The sequence below is a fragment of the Methanobrevibacter sp. UBA417 genome (assembly GCF_002508845.1).
Classification (GTDB): Archaea; Methanobacteriota; Methanobacteria; order Methanobacteriales; family Methanobacteriaceae; genus Methanobrevibacter_A; species Methanobrevibacter_A acididurans.
Genome location: NZ_DAZC01000003.1, coordinates 1 through 19972, shown reverse-complemented (window position 1 = coordinate 19972; position 19972 = coordinate 1). Strand labels below are relative to the sequence as shown.

The 19972-nt window shown below is 27.9% G+C and carries 19 protein-coding genes; 9 read left to right on the top strand and 10 right to left on the bottom strand.

The features are described 5' to 3' along the window. Nucleotides 1-52: 52 nt before the first annotated feature. Nucleotides 53-592: a hypothetical protein gene (locus BP769_RS00530; protein ID WP_413825459.1), complete on the top strand. Its 540-nt coding sequence runs from the start codon at nt 53-55 to the stop codon at nt 590-592. A gap of 6 nt (nt 593-598) precedes the next feature. Here the strand turns inward: BP769_RS00530 and BP769_RS00525 are convergent, their stop codons facing one another. The 6 genes from BP769_RS00525 to BP769_RS00500 form a co-directional block, all read right to left on the bottom strand. Continuing rightward, nucleotides 599-868, bottom strand: a complete 270-nt coding sequence (locus BP769_RS00525) for a zinc ribbon domain-containing protein (RefSeq protein ID WP_409198313.1) — start codon at nt 866-868, stop codon at nt 599-601. A 91-nt stretch (nt 869-959) separates the two neighbouring features. Further along, on the bottom strand, nt 960-2183 hold the full coding sequence (locus tag BP769_RS00520; RefSeq protein ID WP_413825462.1) for a bifunctional 5,6,7,8-tetrahydromethanopterin hydro-lyase/3-hexulose-6-phosphate synthase: 1224 nt from the start codon (nt 2181-2183) through the stop codon (nt 960-962). A gap of 262 nt (nt 2184-2445) precedes the next feature. Continuing rightward, nucleotides 2446-4281 (bottom strand): threonine--tRNA ligase, encoded by a 1836-nt coding sequence (locus tag BP769_RS00515; protein ID WP_409198315.1) that lies wholly within the window; start codon nt 4279-4281, stop codon nt 2446-2448. A 174-nt stretch (nt 4282-4455) separates the two neighbouring features. Beyond that, entirely contained in the window at nt 4456-4701 is a 246-nt protein-coding gene (locus BP769_RS00510) for a barstar family protein (RefSeq protein ID WP_413825465.1), read from the bottom strand. 11 nt (nt 4702-4712) lie between these two features. Next, nucleotides 4713-5171: a ribonuclease domain-containing protein gene (locus tag BP769_RS00505; RefSeq protein WP_413825468.1), complete on the bottom strand. Its 459-nt coding sequence runs from the start codon at nt 5169-5171 to the stop codon at nt 4713-4715. A 42-nt stretch (nt 5172-5213) separates the two neighbouring features. Continuing rightward, on the bottom strand, nt 5214-5981 hold the full coding sequence (locus BP769_RS00500) for a TrmB family transcriptional regulator (RefSeq protein WP_409198318.1): 768 nt from the start codon (nt 5979-5981) through the stop codon (nt 5214-5216). Nucleotides 5982-6132: 151 nt separating this feature from the next. Between BP769_RS00500 and hcp the strand changes: the two genes are divergently transcribed. From hcp to argS, 5 genes are all read left to right on the top strand, one after another. Further along, the gene (hcp, locus tag BP769_RS00495) at nt 6133-7437 is read left to right on the top strand and encodes a hydroxylamine reductase (protein WP_413825471.1); all 1305 of its coding nucleotides are present in this window, start codon (nt 6133-6135) and stop codon (nt 7435-7437) included. A 38-nt stretch (nt 7438-7475) separates the two neighbouring features. Beyond that, a complete protein-coding gene (locus tag BP769_RS00490) occupies nt 7476-7802 on the top strand; it encodes a cupin domain-containing protein (RefSeq protein ID WP_409198320.1) in 327 nt (108 codons plus the stop codon). A 173-nt stretch (nt 7803-7975) separates the two neighbouring features. Next, on the top strand, nt 7976-9631 hold the full coding sequence (gene ilvD / locus BP769_RS00485; RefSeq protein ID WP_413825474.1) for a dihydroxy-acid dehydratase: 1656 nt from the start codon (nt 7976-7978) through the stop codon (nt 9629-9631). Nucleotides 9632-9716: 85 nt separating this feature from the next. Continuing rightward, nucleotides 9717-10139, top strand: coding sequence for a signal peptidase I (locus tag BP769_RS00480; RefSeq protein WP_413825476.1), 423 nt, complete (start codon nt 9717-9719; stop codon nt 10137-10139). Between the two features lie 158 nt (nt 10140-10297). Continuing rightward, on the top strand, nt 10298-12007 hold the full coding sequence (gene argS / locus BP769_RS00475) for an arginine--tRNA ligase (protein WP_409198323.1): 1710 nt from the start codon (nt 10298-10300) through the stop codon (nt 12005-12007). Nucleotides 12008-12083: 76 nt separating this feature from the next. On the opposite strand, the gene BP769_RS00470 is transcribed toward argS, so the two are convergent. The 4 genes from BP769_RS00470 to purD all read right to left on the bottom strand — a co-directional run bounded on the left by BP769_RS00470 (nt 12084) and on the right by purD (nt 16669). Continuing rightward, nucleotides 12084-13523 (bottom strand): B12-binding domain-containing radical SAM protein, encoded by a 1440-nt coding sequence (locus tag BP769_RS00470; RefSeq protein ID WP_413825479.1) that lies wholly within the window; start codon nt 13521-13523, stop codon nt 12084-12086. An 84-nt stretch (nt 13524-13607) separates the two neighbouring features. Further along, nucleotides 13608-14036 carry a universal stress protein gene (locus BP769_RS00465; protein WP_413825482.1) on the bottom strand — a complete coding sequence of 143 codons (429 nt, stop codon included), beginning with the start codon at nt 14034-14036 and terminating at the stop codon, nt 13608-13610. A 228-nt stretch (nt 14037-14264) separates the two neighbouring features. Beyond that, nucleotides 14265-15167, bottom strand: coding sequence for an ornithine carbamoyltransferase (argF, locus tag BP769_RS00460; protein WP_409198326.1), 903 nt, complete (start codon nt 15165-15167; stop codon nt 14265-14267). A gap of 188 nt (nt 15168-15355) precedes the next feature. Continuing rightward, nucleotides 15356-16669, bottom strand: coding sequence for a phosphoribosylamine--glycine ligase (purD, locus tag BP769_RS00455; RefSeq protein WP_409198327.1), 1314 nt, complete (start codon nt 16667-16669; stop codon nt 15356-15358). Nucleotides 16670-16867: 198 nt separating this feature from the next. Here purD and BP769_RS00450 point away from each other — a divergent pair, with 198 nt between their 5' ends. From BP769_RS00450 to BP769_RS00440, 3 genes are read left to right on the top strand one after another with little or no spacing between them, the layout of a single operon-like run. Next, complete coding sequence (locus BP769_RS00450) at nt 16868-18577, top strand: acetolactate synthase large subunit (RefSeq protein ID WP_409198328.1); 1710 nt, start codon at nt 16868-16870, stop codon at nt 18575-18577. Next, complete coding sequence (ilvN, locus tag BP769_RS00445) at nt 18578-19084, top strand: acetolactate synthase small subunit (protein WP_409198329.1); 507 nt, start codon at nt 18578-18580, stop codon at nt 19082-19084. It begins immediately after the preceding gene. A 43-nt stretch (nt 19085-19127) separates the two neighbouring features. Next, a complete protein-coding gene (locus BP769_RS00440; RefSeq protein WP_409198330.1) occupies nt 19128-19652 on the top strand; it encodes a beta-class carbonic anhydrase in 525 nt (174 codons plus the stop codon). Nucleotides 19653-19972: the final 320 nt, after the last annotated feature.

The window sequence follows — 19972 nt, the reverse complement described above, 5'->3', positions numbered from 1 at the left end:
TATATGAAAAAACAAAATAATTATAATAAATTTTTCTTTTAGAGGTTTAGTAATGGATTATGCCAAAGGTAAAGTGAAAAAATATTCAAGAGAGTATACAAGAACTCTTAAAGATGGTGAGAAAAAGAAATATAAAACCGAGCAGGTTCAAATCACAATACCTAAACAACAAAATATTTTCAATGATGATGAAGAAGTTGTTATCTTACATGATTCTGATAAAAATAAATTAGAATCACAAGATGATGTAGCTGTAGCTTTATCTTTTCACAATCACATCTTAAAAGAAGAAACAAAAAAATTAAATGAGGATATAAAAATTAAGGATTCTATTATTGATAATCTTAATAAAAAAATAGATTATTTAAATAAAGAAATTGAAAATTTAAATTCAGAAAAAATTGAGGATGAAGATGTTGTGGATGAAATTCCTTCTGATGCTGAATTTTTAGAACTTCAAAAATCAAACATCTCTCTTTTAGAAAAAAATGATTTACTTCAATCTGAATTAGAAAATGCTAAAATCGGTGAAATATATCAGAAAGGATTAGCTAATAAATTTAGAAATTTTATTTTATATAAATCTGATTAAGAAAAATTATTCTTCTTCAAGTTGATTACTCCATCTTTTTAAACCCGGTAAACTTTGTAGTAATACTCCAGTAAACATTGTTTCATCAGCTCTAGGATTTTTGTTTAACATTTTTTTAACATTTTTTGTTATCATTTCTTCAAGTGTGATGTTTGGTTCTGTAAACTCCCCATTTTGGTAACATTCATTACAATAGTCATGATTTTTAGATCCATCTATATTAGTTCCAAACTCTTTTTCTACCATTGGTTTTCCACAAGAATTACAAAATACCATTTAAATGACCTCTTATTTTTATTGTTTAAAAATGGAAAAAATAGAAAAAATATTTAAATTTAATTATTCATTTTAAAAGAATATTTAAGTTTTAAATATTTTCGTCTTCATCTAAAGCTAATCTCATATTGTCAGGGTCTACTGGGAAGTGTTCTAAGAAATCTTCTGCAGATCTTCTTACATCTCTAGATCCAATAATATATCTTCCTGCAATAATAATATCTGCACCTTTATCAATAGCTTCTTCAACTTTATTAGGAGTTATTCCTCCAGCTACTGCTATTAATCCGTTTCCTATAAGTCTTTTAATTTCTCTAATGTTTCCCCATTCAGTCATTTCACTAGTATCTTCACCTTTTTCAGCTTTTGTTGTTTCAAGGTCAACATTTCGGTGTAAGAGCACTATATTTGGTTTAAGTTCAGGTTTTAATTGTTTTATTTTTCCAGTGAAATCATCTACATTCATCATATCTAAGATTGAATATATTCCTTGTTTTTGGGCTTCATGTATAGCTTTTTCTATAGATTCAATTGTTCCTAATCCAGATATAGCTACTGCATCTGCAGTTTCATCTGCAGCCATTTTTATTTCTACTCTTCCAACATCTAAAGTTTTTAAATCTGCTATAATGAAAGCATCTGGTCTAAGTTTTCTAATTTTACTTACTACACCAACACCAAATTTTTTAACGAGTGGTGTTCCTGCTTCAATAATGATTCTTTCTCGGTCTGGTAATTGATCGATTATTCTTTCCATAGCGTTTAGATTATCTAAATCAAGAGCAACTTGTAAATATGGAGGGTTCCATAATCTTGTTACTTTGAATCCCATTATTGGGTGGGTTCCTCTATCTTTTTCTGCTAATACTTTATTTATATTTGGGTAGCCTTTCATTGCTCTTTTAATTGCTAATTTAGTTGCACCATAATTGTATTGGTAGATTTTTCTAAAGTCTTCAGCTTTAGGATCTATGAATACACTTACCATAAGCACGATATCTTCAGTTTTATCTTTTGGTATTAATCCTTCTTCAACTGCATCTGCTACTGCTCGTCCTACAGCTGTTTGTGCAGGTCCAAAAATTTTACTTGCATCATCTAAATCTCCAACTGTAACTTTAGGAATAATTAATGTTACAGGTTTTGTTAATAAGTTTGGTCTAATAACTGTAAGTAAAGGGGTGTGACCTATAGATAATTGTGTCATACTGTTTGCAAAAGCACTTCCAACAGGACCTTCTTTTTCACCAATAACTAAATCAACATGAGCTAATTCATTTCCATCCCCAATAAGGGCTTCACCGATTCTATACATATTTAATGTCCTCCGATATTAATATAAAATACCTAAATATATTTTTTTAATGAAACTTTAAATTTTTTTAAATAGATAAAATTATAAAATTTCTATGAGTATGTTTATACTATATTAATTTATGAATTAATGTAATATATAATATTTTTCAAATAATAAATTTTTTTGAAAATAAGTTTTTTAATTTCTTTAAATATAAAAAAATAGTGTTAAAATAGCTAAAAATATATTTAGCTATTAATTTAAATTTTAAATTTTTTGATTAGTTGAATCTAATTCTATTATTTACGTAACGTTGGAGAGGTAATCTTCTATATGGTAATCCTTTATTTTTAGAATTTATTTCATTAATTAAATCATTTAAATTCATATCTACCTTTTCACCACTTTCTCTAACTGTTACTGAAAAAGTTTCTGATTCTAATTCTTTGTCTCCAATAACGAAAATATATGGAATCCATTCTTTAGAAGCATTTCTAATTTTTTTACCAATTCTATCTTCACTGTTGTCTATATCTACTCTAATATTATTTTCAGATATTTTATCAGCTAATTTATCAGCATATTCAACATGTTTATCACTAATCGGAAGTATTCTTACTTGTGTTGGAGCTAACCATGTTGGTAACATTGGAGATTTTTCATTAATTTCTTTGGCGGTTTTTTCAAGTAAACTGCAAATGACTCTTTCTATACTTCCTGTTGGACTGCAATGTAAAATAGTTGGGTGATGTTCTTGACCATCTTCTCCAAGATAATTAATGTCAAATCTTTTACCACTTTCAACATCTATTTGTACTGTTGGATTTTCAATTGGTCGACCTAAGTAATCAATTGCAGCAAAATCAATTTTACAACTCCAATAATGTTTTCTTTCTGGTAATATTTCTAAAAGCATTGGTTTTCCAGTTTTTGCTGCTGTTTTAAACATCCATTCTTTGTGTTGGTCGAAAAATTCTTTTGTTGCTCTAAATATTACTTCATAATTAACATCTAAATCGTATCCAGTTTGAATACACATTTCTGTCTGTTTCTCGAATTCCTCTAATGTAGAGTCCATATCTGCACAAAAACTATGGAAATCTGGCATTGTAAACGCTCTTAATCTCTTAAGCCCTACAACTTCTCCTCTTTTTTCGTATCTAAAACTATATGTGGAAAGTTCATATACTTTTGCAGGTAAATTTTTCCATGTTAAGAATGAGTCTCCTAATACTCTGAATGCTCCGAAACAACAAGCAAATCTTAGCATTAAATCTTTTTTAGTATTTGTTCTATATTGTCTTTCTCCAAATTTAGCAGCATGCTCTCTTATTGCAGGGTTTGATAAATCATAAAATATAGGAGTTTCAATAGGCATTGCACCTTGATCTAAAACTAAGTTGTAAACGTAATCAGATAATAAATCACGTATTAAACGTCCTTTAGGATACCATTTTAAGTTCCCTACATCGGATGCACTTTCATAATCACACAATTCTTTTTCTCTCATTATTTTAACATGAGGAGGTTCTCCTTCATCACTTGAACCTTTACCTAATTCATATTGTGTTAATTTTTCTAAATCTTCATTTTCATAATTGAATTTATCTGTATCTATGATTTCATCATTATACATAATATAAAATTTAGATTTTGGACCTTTTTCATCCTTTTCTTCATCTTCTTCATCCTCTTCTGCAGTAATAGTTCTTGAAAGTTCAGATAAAGGATGTCCTTTGCATGAAATTTCAAATGCTTTATACCATCCGAAAGGTACTCTATTAACTTCTAATCCTTTTTCTTTAATTGCTTCTTCAGTATCTTTTAATATATTTATAGCAGTTTCAGGTGAACTTAAGGAATTAGATAAATGAGCATAAGGGTATAAAACAATATTTTCCGCTTTAACTTGGTCATTAGTTTTAATTATTTCTTTAACTAAATTTTTTACTATTCCTTTAGGATTTATTTCATCTTTTTTTTCAACTGCAGTGAAAACAACTAATGATTCATTGAATAAACCATTTTTTTGAGATTCACTTATTTCTTCGGCCATTGAGGTTTTGTTTTTAACATTATATTTTAAATAATCAGAGTGAATAATTAATACTCGCATTAAATCACCTTTTTTAGTAATAATTAATAAAAATTTAAAAATAAATCATTTTATTTATAATTTATATAATATTCTAAATTTTATAAATTATATTATATAATATTATTTTTTTAATCAAACAATAATCTATTATTTTTAGAATCATAGTTTTTGTAATAAATAATTTAAGATTATTTATTCAATTTTGATTGATAAGTATGGATTTTCTTTTTCTGCATCTTTAAAAGTAGTTATAATCGTTTTTTTAATTTTTTTGGAATATATGAGGGTTATTTCAGTTTTTTCACCTATTTCACTTAAACAATCGAATAATGCATCTAAATTTTTACCATAATATTCTGGAAAATTTAAGCTTTTTTTCATATATTCATGAGGATTGTTTTCCATGAGTTTTCCGTTAAGTATTATTTTTTTCATCATTTTCCTCAATTTTAATTTAATTTGGTGAAAGTTTTATAATGGTTATCTGTGTAATATATATCTCCATCGGGTGAATAAATTATTCTTTTAGCTCCTCTAGTTTTTGATCCATTTGTATCAATATCACATTCTATGTATTCTTTTCCTTGAGGTAATACTCGCTCACGATTTGTGAAATAATCCCCACCAATACTCTTTCCAGGGGCATAAGGTTCTAAATATCCTCCATGCCATCCAAGAGATCTTGCATCTGATTTACTTATATAATTATCTGGTAGTTTGTCGAATTTTTCAATATATGCAGCAACATCATTTTCTTGATCGTATTGTCCATTTATTTGGATAGAACTATTTGATGATATTTGATTGTTTGATGAATTTATGGTTTGAGTATAGATTATACATCCAGAAATTATTATTATTATTAAAAAAATTAGTATAATTGGCTTTATTTTTTTCAAATTTATCATCTTTAAATAATATTCATATAAATTATAATATTTTTTTATAAGTTATATTTTTTTATTAATTTGTTCATAGAACCTGTCATCATAATTTTTAGATATGTCTGGGTATTGATTCCATACACAAATTGAAGTATCAGGTATAACACTTTTCTTTTCTTTAGAAAATTTAGAATATATATGCATCATTTCTTCACCATCTCTAATTATCATTTTTACAAAGGGTATATTAGCTTTGTAAATATTTATGTATGGATTTTCTAAACTTGATATGATGTCTGTTTTTTTATTATTTACATAACAATATGGGGATGCTAAAATATTTATTTTAATGTTTTTAGACATTTTTTTTAAAATATTGTCTAATGGTTCTTTTTCATTTTCAAATAAAAAACCTATTCTCATGTTTAATGTTCTTTTTGATCGTGATATTATTTCTATTTCTTTTTTTATTATTTTTTCCTGATTTCTGATTAACCACATTGGTGCTTGGACTTGTGAAATTTGGTTTTCATATGTGTCGTTTAAATTATTTTCTGTTTCGTTTAATTCTTCGATTAATTTATCTTTTTCTTTTTTGAATATATCTTTTGGTGGGATAGCTGTATATTTTAAAGGTCTTCCTTTTTCTAAATCTAAGTAACCTTTGTTGTATAATCTTTTTAGCACGTCATAAACTTTTGATCTAGGAACTTGTGAATCTATGCTTATTTCGTGGGGAGTTCCGGTTATCATCCTATTTAAACTTTGATATACTTTAGCTTCGTACATGCTTAACCCTAGTTTTTGTAATGAATGGATGGTTTTATCTTTCAATTTTATTACCCTTATTTTAGTAAAATTTTTTTATAATATACCTTATTATACTTTTTACCCTTAATAAGTTACACTATCTTTATATGTATTATGGTTATATTATGATTTAAGCATAAAATATGTAAAAATATTTTTCATGGAGGAAAAAATTATGACAAATGAACCATTAGATATGTTTTGTTATCAATGTTCCCAAACTATGGGTGGAACTGGATGTACTATACGCGGAGCTTGTGGAAAAACACCAACTGTTGCTAGATTACAAGATAATCTTATTTTTGCATTAAAAGGTATTAGTGCCTACAATTACCATGCAAATGAGTTAGGTGCTAAAGATCAAGATGTTGATGAATTTTTAACAGAAGGATTATACACTACATTAACAAATGTGAATTTTGATGCAGGTGATTTAATAAATATGGGATTAAAAGCTGGAGAAGCTAATATAAAAGTAATGAAATTACTTAAACAAGCTCACATAGACCATTATGGTGAACCAGAACCTGCAGAAGTAAAAGTAGGAGCTCAACCAGGTCCTGGAATATTAGTTACAGGTCATGATTTAAGAGCTTTAGAAGAATTACTAAAACAAACAGAAGGAACAGGTATTAATATATATACTCATAGTGAAATGATACCAGCTCATGGATACCCGGGATTAAGAAAATATGAACACTTAAAAGGACAACTTGGAGGTCCATGGTATGATCAAAAGAAAATATTTTCAAAATATAATGTTGCAATATTAGCTACATCTAATTGTGTTTTACTACCAAAAGATGATTATAAATATAGATTCTTTACAATGGGTGTTACAAAATTGCCTGAAGTACCAGTAATAGAAAATTATGATTTCACTCCATTAATTGAAAAAGCAAAAGAATTAGGCGATTTAGAACCTGAAAAATTAACTACTTTATCAACCGGATTTGGAGTATCTACAATATTATCTTTAGCTCCAAAAATTAAAGAATTAGTTGAAGCAGGAAAAATTAAAAGATTCTTTTTAGTAGGTGGATGTGATTCACCATTCTCTAAGAATAAATATTATCGTGAATTTGTAGAAAATTTACCTGAAGACACAATAATTTTAACATTAGGTTGTGGAAAATATAGATTTAATGATTTAGAATTAGGTGATATTGAAGGAATTCCAAGATTATTAGATATGGGTCAATGTAATGATGCAATTGCAGCTGTTGACGTGGCATTAGCATTATGTGACTTATTTAATGTTGAATTAAATGATTTACCTCTCACTATTGTATTAAGTTGGATGGAACAAAAAGCTGCAGCTATTTTATGGAGTTTATTCTATTTAGGTAAAAAAGACATGTTAATAGGTCCAATTTTACCAGCATGGGCTAATGATGAAATAGTTAAAGTATTAGTTGATACATTTAATTTAACTCCAATAGGCGATCCAAAAGAAGATATAAAAAAGATCATGGGTTAAAATTTAATATTTTAAAATTAATCAGAGGAGTGAATTAAATGGAAGATTTAAAAGCAAAACCAATTAATATAGAAAACTTAATTGATTACCAAAAAGATTCTGTAGTAAGTATGGAAGTAATTAAAAAAGAGCTTGGAACAGTAACACTATTCGCATTTGATAAAGGACAAGGTTTAAGTGAACATAGTGCTCCTTTTGATGCAATGGTACAAATAATTGATGGTGAAGCAGAAATAACTATTGATGGAAAATCAAATAATGTTTCAAAAGGTCAAATGATTATAATGCCTGCTAACATACCTCATGCTTTACAAGCAGTTAATGAACCATATAAAATGATTTTAACAATGATTAAATCTAATTAAAATCTATTAAATTAATTATTTTTTTATTCTTTTTTTGATATTATCTTTTTTTTATTCTTTTTTTATAAATTATCTAAATTATATTTTTTATAAAATAATATAAATCTTATAAAATTTAAATTAATTATTATAAAAATAAATTTTAAAAATTATTTTAATTAAAGTGATTTATTATGAGAAGCGATAAAGTAAAAAAGGGTGTTCAAAGAGCACCTCATAGATCATTATTCAGAGCATGTGGTATTAATGATGAAGATTTTAAAAAACCTTTTATTGGTATAGCAAATAGTTTTACAGATGTAGTTCCTGGACATATTCATTTAAGAGATTTAGTTGAATATGTTAAGGAAGGTATACGTGCAGCTGGAGGAATACCATTTGAATTTAACACTATGGCAATATGTGATGGTATAGCTATGAATCATGAGGGAATGAAATATTCTTTACCTTCTAGAGAAATAGTCGCTGCTACAGTAGAAAGTATGGTTAAAGGACATAGTTTTGATGGACTAGTTTTAATGCCAAGTTGTGATAAAGTCGTTCCTGGAATGTTAATGGCTGCTGGAAGATTAGATATTCCTACAATAGCTTTAACTGGTGGAGCAATGGTGCCTGGAAAATTTAAAGGTAAAAATGCTGATTTAATTACTATTTATGAAGCTGTTGGTGAATTATCTTCCGGTAAAATCACCGAAGAAGAATTAGATGAACTTGAAAGAGTTGCATGTCCTGGAGCAGGAAGTTGTTCTGGATTATTTACTGCAAATTCTATGGCTTGTTTAACTGAAACTTTAGGTATGAGTCTTCCTACTTGTGGAACTACTCTTGCTTTAGACCCTAATAAAAAAGAGTTAGCTAAAGCTACTGGTAAAAGAATAGTTGAAATGGTTGAGGAAGATTTAATTCCTTCAAAAATCATGACTCAAAAAGCCTTTGAAAATGCTATTGCTTTAGATATGGCTTTAGGTGGTTCAAGTAATACTGCTCTTCATATTCCTGCAATTGCTAATGAATTTTCAGATAAAGGTGTAGATGTAACTTTGAGTTTATTTGATGAAATCAGTCAAAAAGTTCCCCATATTGCTCTTTTATCTCCTGCAGGAGAAGATACTATATTAGATCTTCATAATGCTGGAGGGGTACAAGCTGTTTTAAAAGATATTGAACCTAAAATTAATAAAGATTGTTTAACTTGTTTAGGTACAACTGTTGGTGAGAATATAAAAGATGTTGTAGTTAAAAATGAAGAAGTTATTCATCCTATGGATAATCCAGTTCATGGTGTTGGTGGTTTAGCAATTCTTAAAGGAAATATTGCTCCTAATGGATCTATTGTGAAATCTGGTGCTGTTCCTGAGGATTTAATGCATATTAAAGGTCCTGCAAAAGTTTATAATAGTGAAGAAGAAGTTGTTGAAGCAATATTTGGGCATAAAGTTAATGATGGGGATATCCTTATAATCAGATGTGAAGGCCCTATTGGTGGTCCTGGAATGAGAGAAATGCTTAATCCAACTAGTGCAATTGTAGGAATGGGACTTAATAATGTAGGTTTAATAACTGATGGAAGATTTTCTGGAGGTACAAGAGGACCTTGTATTGGTCATGTTTCACCTGAAGCAATGGATGATGGGCCTATTGGATTATTAAAAGATGGAGATATAATTGATATAGATATTAATAATAGAACTTTAAATGCTGAATTATCTGAAGAAGAATTTAAACAAAGATCTAAAGATGTTGAATTGCCTAAAAAAGAAGTTAAAGGTTGGTTAGATATCTATAGAAAAAATGTAACCTCAGCAGATAAAGGAGCTATAATGAGATAATTTATTATAATTATATTTTTAATTTTTTTTTAAATCCTTAATTTAATATATTATAATAAATATAACAAAAATATAAGGTGTTAAATTGTCGAATAAAAAAGAAATACTAGCATATGTGGTAATCATTATTATTGGATTAATGGTTGCTCAACACTTGAACGTAGTTGTTTCTGGTAGTATGGAACCTGTTTTTTATAGGGGAGATATTGTAGTAGTTCAAAAAACTGATTTACTCGGTATCCAAGAATTTGATCCAGATAGTGTCCAAGTTGGAGATATAGTTGTTTATGATGCTAGTTGGTTTTCAAGTCCTGTAATTCACAGGGTAATAAATATTACTGAAATAAATGGGACTACGTATTATGAGATAAAAGGTGATAATAATAAAGTTCCAGACCCTTACTGGGTAACGTCTGCCCGAATAAAAGAGAGGGTTGTAACTATTGGTGATCAACCTTTAATTATCCCAAAAATTGGTTATATTACGATTGCTTTAAAAGGATTATGATATTAATTCTAGAATTTTAATATAGCTAGTTAATTAAAATGAAATAATTTATAGACTATTTGTAGGGAGTTTTTTCCTCCCTTTTACACACTTTTTTTATTTTTTTATAAAAATTCAATAATTAAAATTATATTTTATATATTAATTTGGTGTATACGATGAATATTGCAGTAAAAGATGAAGCTTTTAAATCATTAAAAAATTTGCTTGATAAAAAGGGATATGATATTCCAGATAATGAAATTAAATTAGAATTCCCTCCTAATCCAGAATTAGGAGATTTAGCTACTACATTAACATTTTCATTAGCTAAAATATTAAAAAAGTCTCCAAATTTAATTGCTCAAGATTTAGTTAAGGAAATTGAATTTCCAAAAATATTTGATAAAGTAGAGGCTAAAGGACCTTATTTAAACTTTTTTATTAATTATGATATTTTTTCTAAAGAATTATTAAAATCTATTAAAAAAAATTATGGTCAACTTCCAAATAAAGATGAGAAAATTGTTTTAGAACATACTTCAGCTAATCCTAATGGCCCATTACATGTGGGACATATTAGAAATTCTATAATTGGGGATTCTTTAAGTAGAGTACTTAAAAAATCTGGTCGAGATGTCGAAACTCAATATTATGTTAATGATATGGGTAGACAAATAGCTATTATTGTATTTGGGATTACTGAATTAGGTTTAAAAATAGAAGATCAAGAAGGAGATAAAATTGATCATAAGATTGGTCAATTATATTTCAAAGCTAATCAAAAACTTAATGAAAATAAGGAATTAACTTCTAATGTTGATGATTTGATTCAAAAATACGAGAAAGGTGACGATGCCGAACTTAATAAAATTTTTGAAAATGTTGTTTCTCAATGTATTAATGGGGTTAAAGAAACATTATCTAGAATGAATATAATTCATGATGATTTTGTTTGGGAAGGTCAATTTGTACGAGATGGTACTGTTGATAAAATTACAGATGAACTATATGAAATAGGTTATGCTAGAAAAAGTGATGTTTTATACCTTGATTTAACTGAATGGGATATAGATAAAGAGTTAGTTCTTAGAAGAGCTAATGGAACTTCATTATATTCAACTAGAGATATTGCTTATCATATCCATAAATGTCAACAAGGGGATATTGTTCTTGATGTTCTTGGTGCTGATCATAAATTAGCATTTAAACAGGTTAGTCTTGCATTAGAAATTTTAGAAGTTGTTGAACCAAACAGTGATGAGCTTGAAGTTGTATTCTATGAATTTATTAATTTACCTGATGGTTCAATGTCTACAAGAAAGGGTATTTTTGTTTCTGTGGATGATTTAATTGATGAAGCTGTTTCAAGAGCTAGAAAAGAGTTAGATGAAAGACGTCCTGATTTATCTGATGAAGAGTTAAATAATATTTCTGAAGAAATTGGTATTGGAGCTATTAGATTTTATATTGCAAGATTATCTCCAGAAAAACCTATTACTTTTAAATGGGATGAAGCTTTAAGTTTTGAAAGAGGTTGTGCTTCTATTCAATATGCTCATGCTAGAGCTTGTAAATTACTTAAAAAAGCTGGTGATAAGGAACTTTCAATTGAAGATAATTGGTCACCTGATGATGTAGAGAAAGATTTAATTAGGAATTTAGCTAAGTTCCCTGAAGTTATTGAGAATTCTGCTTCTTCAAGACATGTGCATCCTATTGCTCAATATTGTCAAGATTTATCTAGTGCTTTTAATAAATTTTATAAATCTGAACAAGTATTAGGGTCTGAATTTGAAGGGGTTAGATTAAACATTGTTAAAAAATCCCAAATAACTCTTAAAAATGCTTTAGATTTATTAGGAGTACCTGCTCCTGAAATGATGTAAAAAATAGGTTTTTTAATAATTTAAATTTTTTGGTTTAAATTATTAATTTTTTTTTTTATTTATTAGATTTTATATTTTATTTTGTTGGTTTTTCACTTGCATTTTCTTCATAGTCTTTCATATAAGAATCGTTGTTTGGTTTTATTGCTGTTTTAATTACTCCACCTATTGCTTTTAAAAGGGCCATTCCATCTTGTCTGACTTGACTAATAATGTAACCGGGTCTTAAATAAAATTTTATGAAAGCCATAGTTTGTAATCTTCTTAAATCTTTCATTGAGCAATCTACTGTTTCTAATATTGGGGAGATTAAAGTATACTTAGACCAATCTTTAACTTTGATTAAATTTTTCTCGAATGCTTCTTTATAAAATCTTGTCCCTGGGTATGGGGTAGCTAAACTAAAAATTGCATAATTAGGTTTTAAGTCATGAACAAATTTTATAGTTTTATTAATACTTTCTTTAGTGTCTCCAGGCATTCCCATTGCTACAGAAGCTATTGTTCTAATATCCTTTTCTCGGGATATTTTAAATGCATGTTGTATTTTTTCTATTGTAGTACCTTTATGCATTTCATCTAATGATTGTTGATCTGCAGATTCAACACCTAAAAATATGGTTATACATCCAGATTCTTTCATTATGTCTAATAATTCTTCATCTAAATTATCAACACGTGCGGTACAACCCCACATAATGTTTAAATTTCTAGCCATTATTTCGTTACATATTTCTTTTACTTTACGTTTGTTTAGTGTGAAAGTATCATCGAGGAATGCTATTGTGTCGATGTCATAGTTGTTTTTTAAATATTCTATTTCATCTACAATATTTTTTGTACTTCTGCTTCTTATTCTTCTTCCATGCATGGCTGCTGATGAACAGAATGAGCATTGATTTGGACATCCTCTTGTTGTTATCATTGTTGTCATATGGGTTGTAACATCTAACATACGATATTTGTCCATAGGCATTAAATGTAGTGCAGGGTATGGTAATGTATCTAAATCTTGGATAACTTCTCTGTCATTGGTCACTATAGTTTTTTCACAATCATTTTTGTCTTTAAATACAAGCCCATCAATGTTTGATAAGTCAGTATTGTTTTCAAGTGCTTGTGCTAATTCTACTATAGTGTTTTCTCCTTCTCCTCGAATTACAATATCTATATTTGGGTTTTCTATAATTTCGTTGTAAGTGAAAGTAGGGTGATAACCACCGATAGCTACAATTGTGTTAGGTAATATTTTTTTCACTACTGCAGCAGTTTCTAATGCTGTTCCTATTGTTGGTGTAAGTGCAGTTAATGCAACTAAATCGGGTTTTCTTTCTAATAATTCTTGTTCTATTTCTTGGTATGTTAAATCTAATGCGGATGCATCTAAAATATCCACTGGTATGTTATTTCTTTCAAGCATTGCTGCCATGTAACCTATACCGAGAGGTGGAGCTATAACTCCAATGAATTTGTATTTAGATTTGTAATGAGGTGGATTTATAAAAGTAACATTCATTTTATCAAGTCTTTAATATTTTTTATTAAGTAAGTATTTATCATATTTTCCTTTTATAAATATTACTATAAATAATTATTTTGTTTATAATTTATGGATTAGTAATACATCGTTTTTTGCATTTTTAACTACATTTTCTGCTACGCTACCTAAGAATAATTTATCTAATCCGCTTTTTCCTGAACTTGCAATAACAATTAAGTCCACATTTTCTTCTTTAGCTACTTCTATTATAGATTTTGCAGGGGATCCTGTGACTACTTTTGTACTTATTTTTACATTTGCATTAATTTTTTCTTTCATGTTTGCTACATTTTCTTCAGCATTTTTAGAAAGAAGGGTGTTTAAATTACTTATATCGTCTTCATTTGATAATTGGAGTGTTATTATATTACTTGCAACAGATAATAGTATTAATTCTCCTTTTTCTTTGTCGATTATGTTTAATGCGGTTTCTATTTCTTTATTAGCGTTTTTTGAACCATCGGTTGGTAATAAAATTTTTTGATACATTTTTCCACCAAGTTTTTTTATTTATTTTATTCCTATTTTTTTATTATTATTATTTTATTTTATTTTTTTTATTAATTTATCGATTTTTTTCAAATAAAATTGTTTGATTAAAAATTAAAATTTAGAATAAGAATTTTTTCTAATTTATACTTATTTTTAGTTTAAAATTAGATTTTTTTTTTAAGTTATTTGTTTAGGTGAAAAAAGGGGGAATTTAAAGATTTTATTTTATTTTAAAAAATAATACATTACTGCTTTTTGGGCATGTAATCTGTTTTCAGCTTCATCTATAACAACAGATTGGGGTCCGTCTATAACATCACTTGTTACTTCTCTTCCACGAATAGCCGGTAAACAATGCATAAATATTGCATTATCATTAGCTAATTCCATGAGTTCTGAGTTGACTTGGTAATTTGCGAAGTCATGTAATCTTTTTTCTGTTTCTTCCTCATCACCCATACTAATCCAAACATCAGTGTATATAACATCTGCACCTTTTACAGCATTTTTGACATCAGAGGTTATATTAATTTCAGATCCATAATTATCCGCTATTTTCAATGATTCTTCAATAATTTCTTCATTTGGTTGGTATCCAATTGGGCAAGCAACTGTAATATCCATTCCTAAACAAGCACAAATTAAAAGTAATGAATTACAAACATTATTCCCATCACCAACATAAACAAATTTTCCATCAAAATTTCCTAAATGTTCTTTGACAGTTAACATATCTGCTAATGCTTGACAAGGATGTTCTATATCAGTTAATCCATTAATAATTGGAACAGTGGCTTCTTGTGAAAACTCAACAACATCTTTATGATTAATAGCTCTAATCATTATTCCATCTACATATCTACTAATAACTTTAGCTGTATCTGCAATAGGTTCTCCTCTACCCATTTGGATATCATTATTAGAAAGGAATAATGCTTGTCCTCCTAATTGGTACATACCAACTTCAAAAGACACTCTAGTACGTGTAGATGATTTTTGAAAAATCATAGCTAATGATTTCCCTTTTAATGGTTTATCCTCTATGTTTCCTGCTTTAAAATCAATAGCTAAATTTAAAATGTCTACAACTTCGTTTTCAATATCTTTTATTGATAATAAATTTTTCATTTAAAATTTCCCCGTTTAAAAAAATAATTTTCAAAATAAAGTTTTTAATTAATTAGTATAAATTTGTTAAAAAAATTATCATGTTTTTATAATAAGTTATACTATTTCATTTTTTTAATAATTAAAACTTTCGTTTAAAATAAAATATTTTAAAAAAAATAGGAGAGTAGGAATATCTTATTAACTTTTTATATTCCTAAAATTTGATGCATATGTTTTACTCTTTTGTTAATAAGAGTATCTGTACCTACATCTTTTCTATGATAAACATTTCCATTTATAAATTCACAAGCTTTTTCAGCTTTTTTTTCTGCTTCAGAAATTGATTCACCTTGAGCCACTACTCCTAAAGCTCTTGAACCAGATAAATAGATTCCATCATCTTTTTGATTAACTGCTGCATAGAATACATTTGCACCGATTTCATGAATTTTTTCTTCATTAATATCTATCTTAGTATTATTATATTTTGTATTTGGGTACCCATCTGGAACAATATATTTACAAACACTAGCTTTATCTTCAAATTCAACTTTATTTAAATTATTATTAATAATGTCTTTACATACATCTATCATTTTAGTTTTTAATAATGGAAGAACATTCATAGCTTCGGGATCTCCGAATCTAGCGTTATACTCTATTAATCTAGGTCCATCGGCACATAACATGAATTGCCCATATAAAATTCCTTTATATGGTTCTGTTTCTTTAGCAATTGCTTCAATGGTTTGTTGCATAATGTTTACTGCAATATCATAATTTTCTTTTGATAAAAATGGTAGTAATCCTCCTTTATCAGAATATGAACCCATACCTCCAGTAATATCTCCTTTATCTCCTTCAAGAGCTTGAGGATGATCTTGTGCAGCAGGCATTGGTGCTAGGTGTTTTCCATCACAAAATGCTTGTATTGTAAACTCTTCACCAATTAATCTTTCTTCAATAATAACTTGAGCAAATCCGCCCATTGCATTGTCCATAACTTCCTTTGCATAAGCTTTTGCTTCATCATTATTTTTTAAATGTTCACCTACAATTTTTACTCCTTTACCTCCAGTTAATCCTACTGGTTTAACTACGGCATCTTTATCAAAACTGTCTAAAAACTTACTAATATCTTCATAGTTGTCGAATACTTTATAAGTTAATGAACCAGGAATTTCATATTTTTCAAATAAATTTCGCATGAATGATTTATCAGTTTCAATTCTTGCAGCTTCTTTTTTAGGACCTACACATTTAATTCCATTTTTTTCAAGTTCATTTACAATTCCTTTCCCTAATGGACTTTCTGGTCCGATAACAGCTATTTCTATTCCGTTTTCGCTAGCATATTTAGCTACTTTTTCTATTTCTTCTTCAGAACCTTGTTTAAAATTTGCAATTTTTGAAATTCCAGGATTTATTTTTCCTGTATATGCATATAATTCAACATCATTTTTCAATGCATTACAAATGGCGTGTTCTCTTGCTCCAGTTCCGACAACTAAGACCTTCATCTTCTTTTAATCTCCATTATTTTTTTTCGTATTATGTATATAAATTTAAATAAATTATATTTCTTTTTATGTATTTTTTTAATTAAAAAACTTTTTTATAATATATTTATATTAATATTGAAATACAATATTAACATATTATAATTAATTTTATATTAATAATTTATAATAAGAGAAAGTTAAGTAGGTGCTATAAAATTGAAAGGCGGAGAAGCCATAATAAAATCTTTGAAGGAACAAGGAGTAGATACCATTTTTGGGTATCCTGGTGGTCAAACTATACCATTTTATGATATGTTATATGATTCTGATTTAAAACATATTTTAGTTAGACATGAACAAGGTGCTGTTCATGCTGCAGAAGGTTATGCTAGAGCTTCAGGGAAAGTTGGAGTTTGTGTTGCTACTTCTGGACCTGGGGCTACTAATTTAGTTACTGGAATTGCTGATGCGTTTATGGATTCAACTCCACTTATTGCTATTACTGGTCAAGTTCCAGTTCATTTAATTGGTAATGATGCTTTTCAGGAGGCTGATATTGTTGGTATTACAATGCCTGTAACTAAACATAGTTATCAAGCTAAATCTGCTAATGAAATACCTTCTATTATTAAATCTAGTTTTGAAATTGCTAGTACTGGTAGACCTGGACCAATTTTAATTGATGTTCCTAAGAATGTTCAAGAAGGTGAAATTACTGAATATGTTGATGATTTGATTTCAACTCCAGGTTATAATCCAACAATTAAGGGTAATATCAAACAAGTTAAAAAGGCTGCAGAATTAATTAAAATGTCTAAAAAACCTATGATTTTAGCAGGTGGTGGGGTAATAATTTCTGGAGCTTCTCATGAGCTTGATATTTTATCTAATTTAATTAATGCGCCTGTTATGACTACTTTAATGGGTAAAAGTGCTATTCCTGAGGATCAAGATAATTGTCTTGGAATGTTAGGTATGCATGGTAGAGAAGTATCTAATTTGTCTGTTAATAAAAGTGATCTTTTAATTGCAGTTGGGTGTAGATTTTCTGATAGGACCACTGGAAAATTAGATGAATTTATACCTAATACTAAAGTTATTCATATAGATATTGATCCTGCTGAAATAGGTAAAAATGTTGATGTTGATGTTCCAATTGTTGGTGATGCTAAAAATATTTTAGGTTCTATTGTAGATGAATTATCTGGATTTAAATCTAATAATGATTCTATGAATTGGTTTAATAATATATTAGAATGTAAAAATTCTTTCATTCCTAGAGTATCTTATAATAGTACTCCTTTAATGCCTCAAGAAATTTTTAAAGAGATTAATGCTTCTGTTACACCAGATACTATACTTACTGCTGATGTTGGTTTAAATCAAATGTGGGCTGCACATTTTTATGATTCAACTAAACCTAGAACATTTATTACTTCTGGTGGTTTGGGGACTATGGGTTTCGGTTTTCCTGCTGCTATTGGTGCTAAAGTTGCAATGCCAGATAATCCTGTACTTTCCATTGTTGGTGATGGGGGATTTTTAATGGTTAATCAGGAATTAGCTACTATTAAAGAGTATGATATTCCAGTTATAGTTGCAATACTAAATAATCGTAAATTGGGAATGGTTTATCAATGGCAAAATCTTTTGTATGATCAACGTTTATCTGAAACTGATATGGGTAATACTCCTGACTTTGTTAAGTTAGCAGAAAGTTATGGTGTTGCTGGTCAAAGAATAACTGATACTGAAGAAACAGGTAAAGCTGTAAGTAAAGCAATTAAAGATAATGAATCTATTGTTTTAGATATTGTTATTAAAAAAGATGAATTTTTACCAATGGTTCCTCCTGGTGCTGCTGTTGATGATATTCTTGGTGAATTTAAGCATGAATGTGATGTTTGTAATAATGGTGGTGATTAAATGAATGATTATGATGATAGTAATCAATTTCATATAATTAGTACATTAGTTGAAGATAAACCGGGTGTTTTACAAAAAGTTTCAAGTTTATTTACAAGAAGAGGTTTCAATATTGAAAGTATCACTGTAGGTCGTTCTGAAGTTCCTAATCTTTCTCGTATGGTTATAATTGTTAAAGGGGATTATAAAGTTTTGGAACAAGTAATTAAACAATTAAATAAACTTGTTGATGTTGTAAAAGTTAAAGATTTAGAACATAATCATTCTGTTTCTAGAGAATTATGTTTGATTAAAGTTAAATCTGAGGATGAAAAATCTAAATTAGAAATTATGCAGTATGTAAATATTTTCAGAGCTAAAGTTATTGATATTTGTGATAATAGTTTAATTATAGAAGTAACTGGTGATGTTGGTAAAATTAATGCTTTAATTAATTTACTTAAATCTCATGGTATTAAAAAGATTGCTAGAACTGGTTCTACTGCTATGGCTCGTGGAAATTATTAATTAATTTTTATATTTCATTAATTAAATTTTTGAGGTATATAATATGATAATTGATAAAGTATTAGAAAATAATCAAAATTTTGTAGAAAATTTTGAAGGTGAAGAATTAGGTCATTTGCCTAAAATGAATCTATGTATTGTAACTTGTATGGATACTCGTCTAACTAATTTTTTAGAACCTGCTTTAGGTATTGATAGAGAGGATGCAAAAATTATTAGAAATGCAGGTAATACTATTGTTGGTGAAGATGTTATAAGATCTGTTGCAGCAGCTGTTTACTCTTTAGGTTGTGAAGAAGTTATGGTTATTGGACATACTAATTGTGGTATGAAAAATGCTAATGTGGATAAGATTAAATCTTCAATGATTGAAAAAGGTGTACCTGAAGAAGAAATCAATAAAGTTGATTTAAGTAAATGGATTGGGTCTATTGAAGATGAAGAAATCAATGTTATTGAAACAGTGAAAAAAATTAAAGAACATCCTTTAATTGCTGATGGAATTATTGTTCATGGTTTAATAGTTGATATTGTAACTGGTGAATTAAAAGTTTTAGTTAAAGGTTAAATTTAATTTTTTTACTTTTTTTATTTTTTTAAATCTATTCAATTTTTAATTGACTTTTGAACTTTTGGCTCTGTCAAAAACTTAGTTGATTTTATTTTTTGAAATATTTTGACTCATAATTTTTTTAAGCTTTTTTATGGCTTTAATTATGATTTAGAAATAGTAAATTTAATATATTAAGTGGAGCTAATATATTTATATGACTAATAAAAAAATAAAAGTTCCATGTTATACTATGGAGCCTATACAATTTAAACTTTACTATTTTTGTGAAGAGTTTTCTGGTTTTAGTTCTGGTGTGTCTAAAAAGTTAGTTGGGT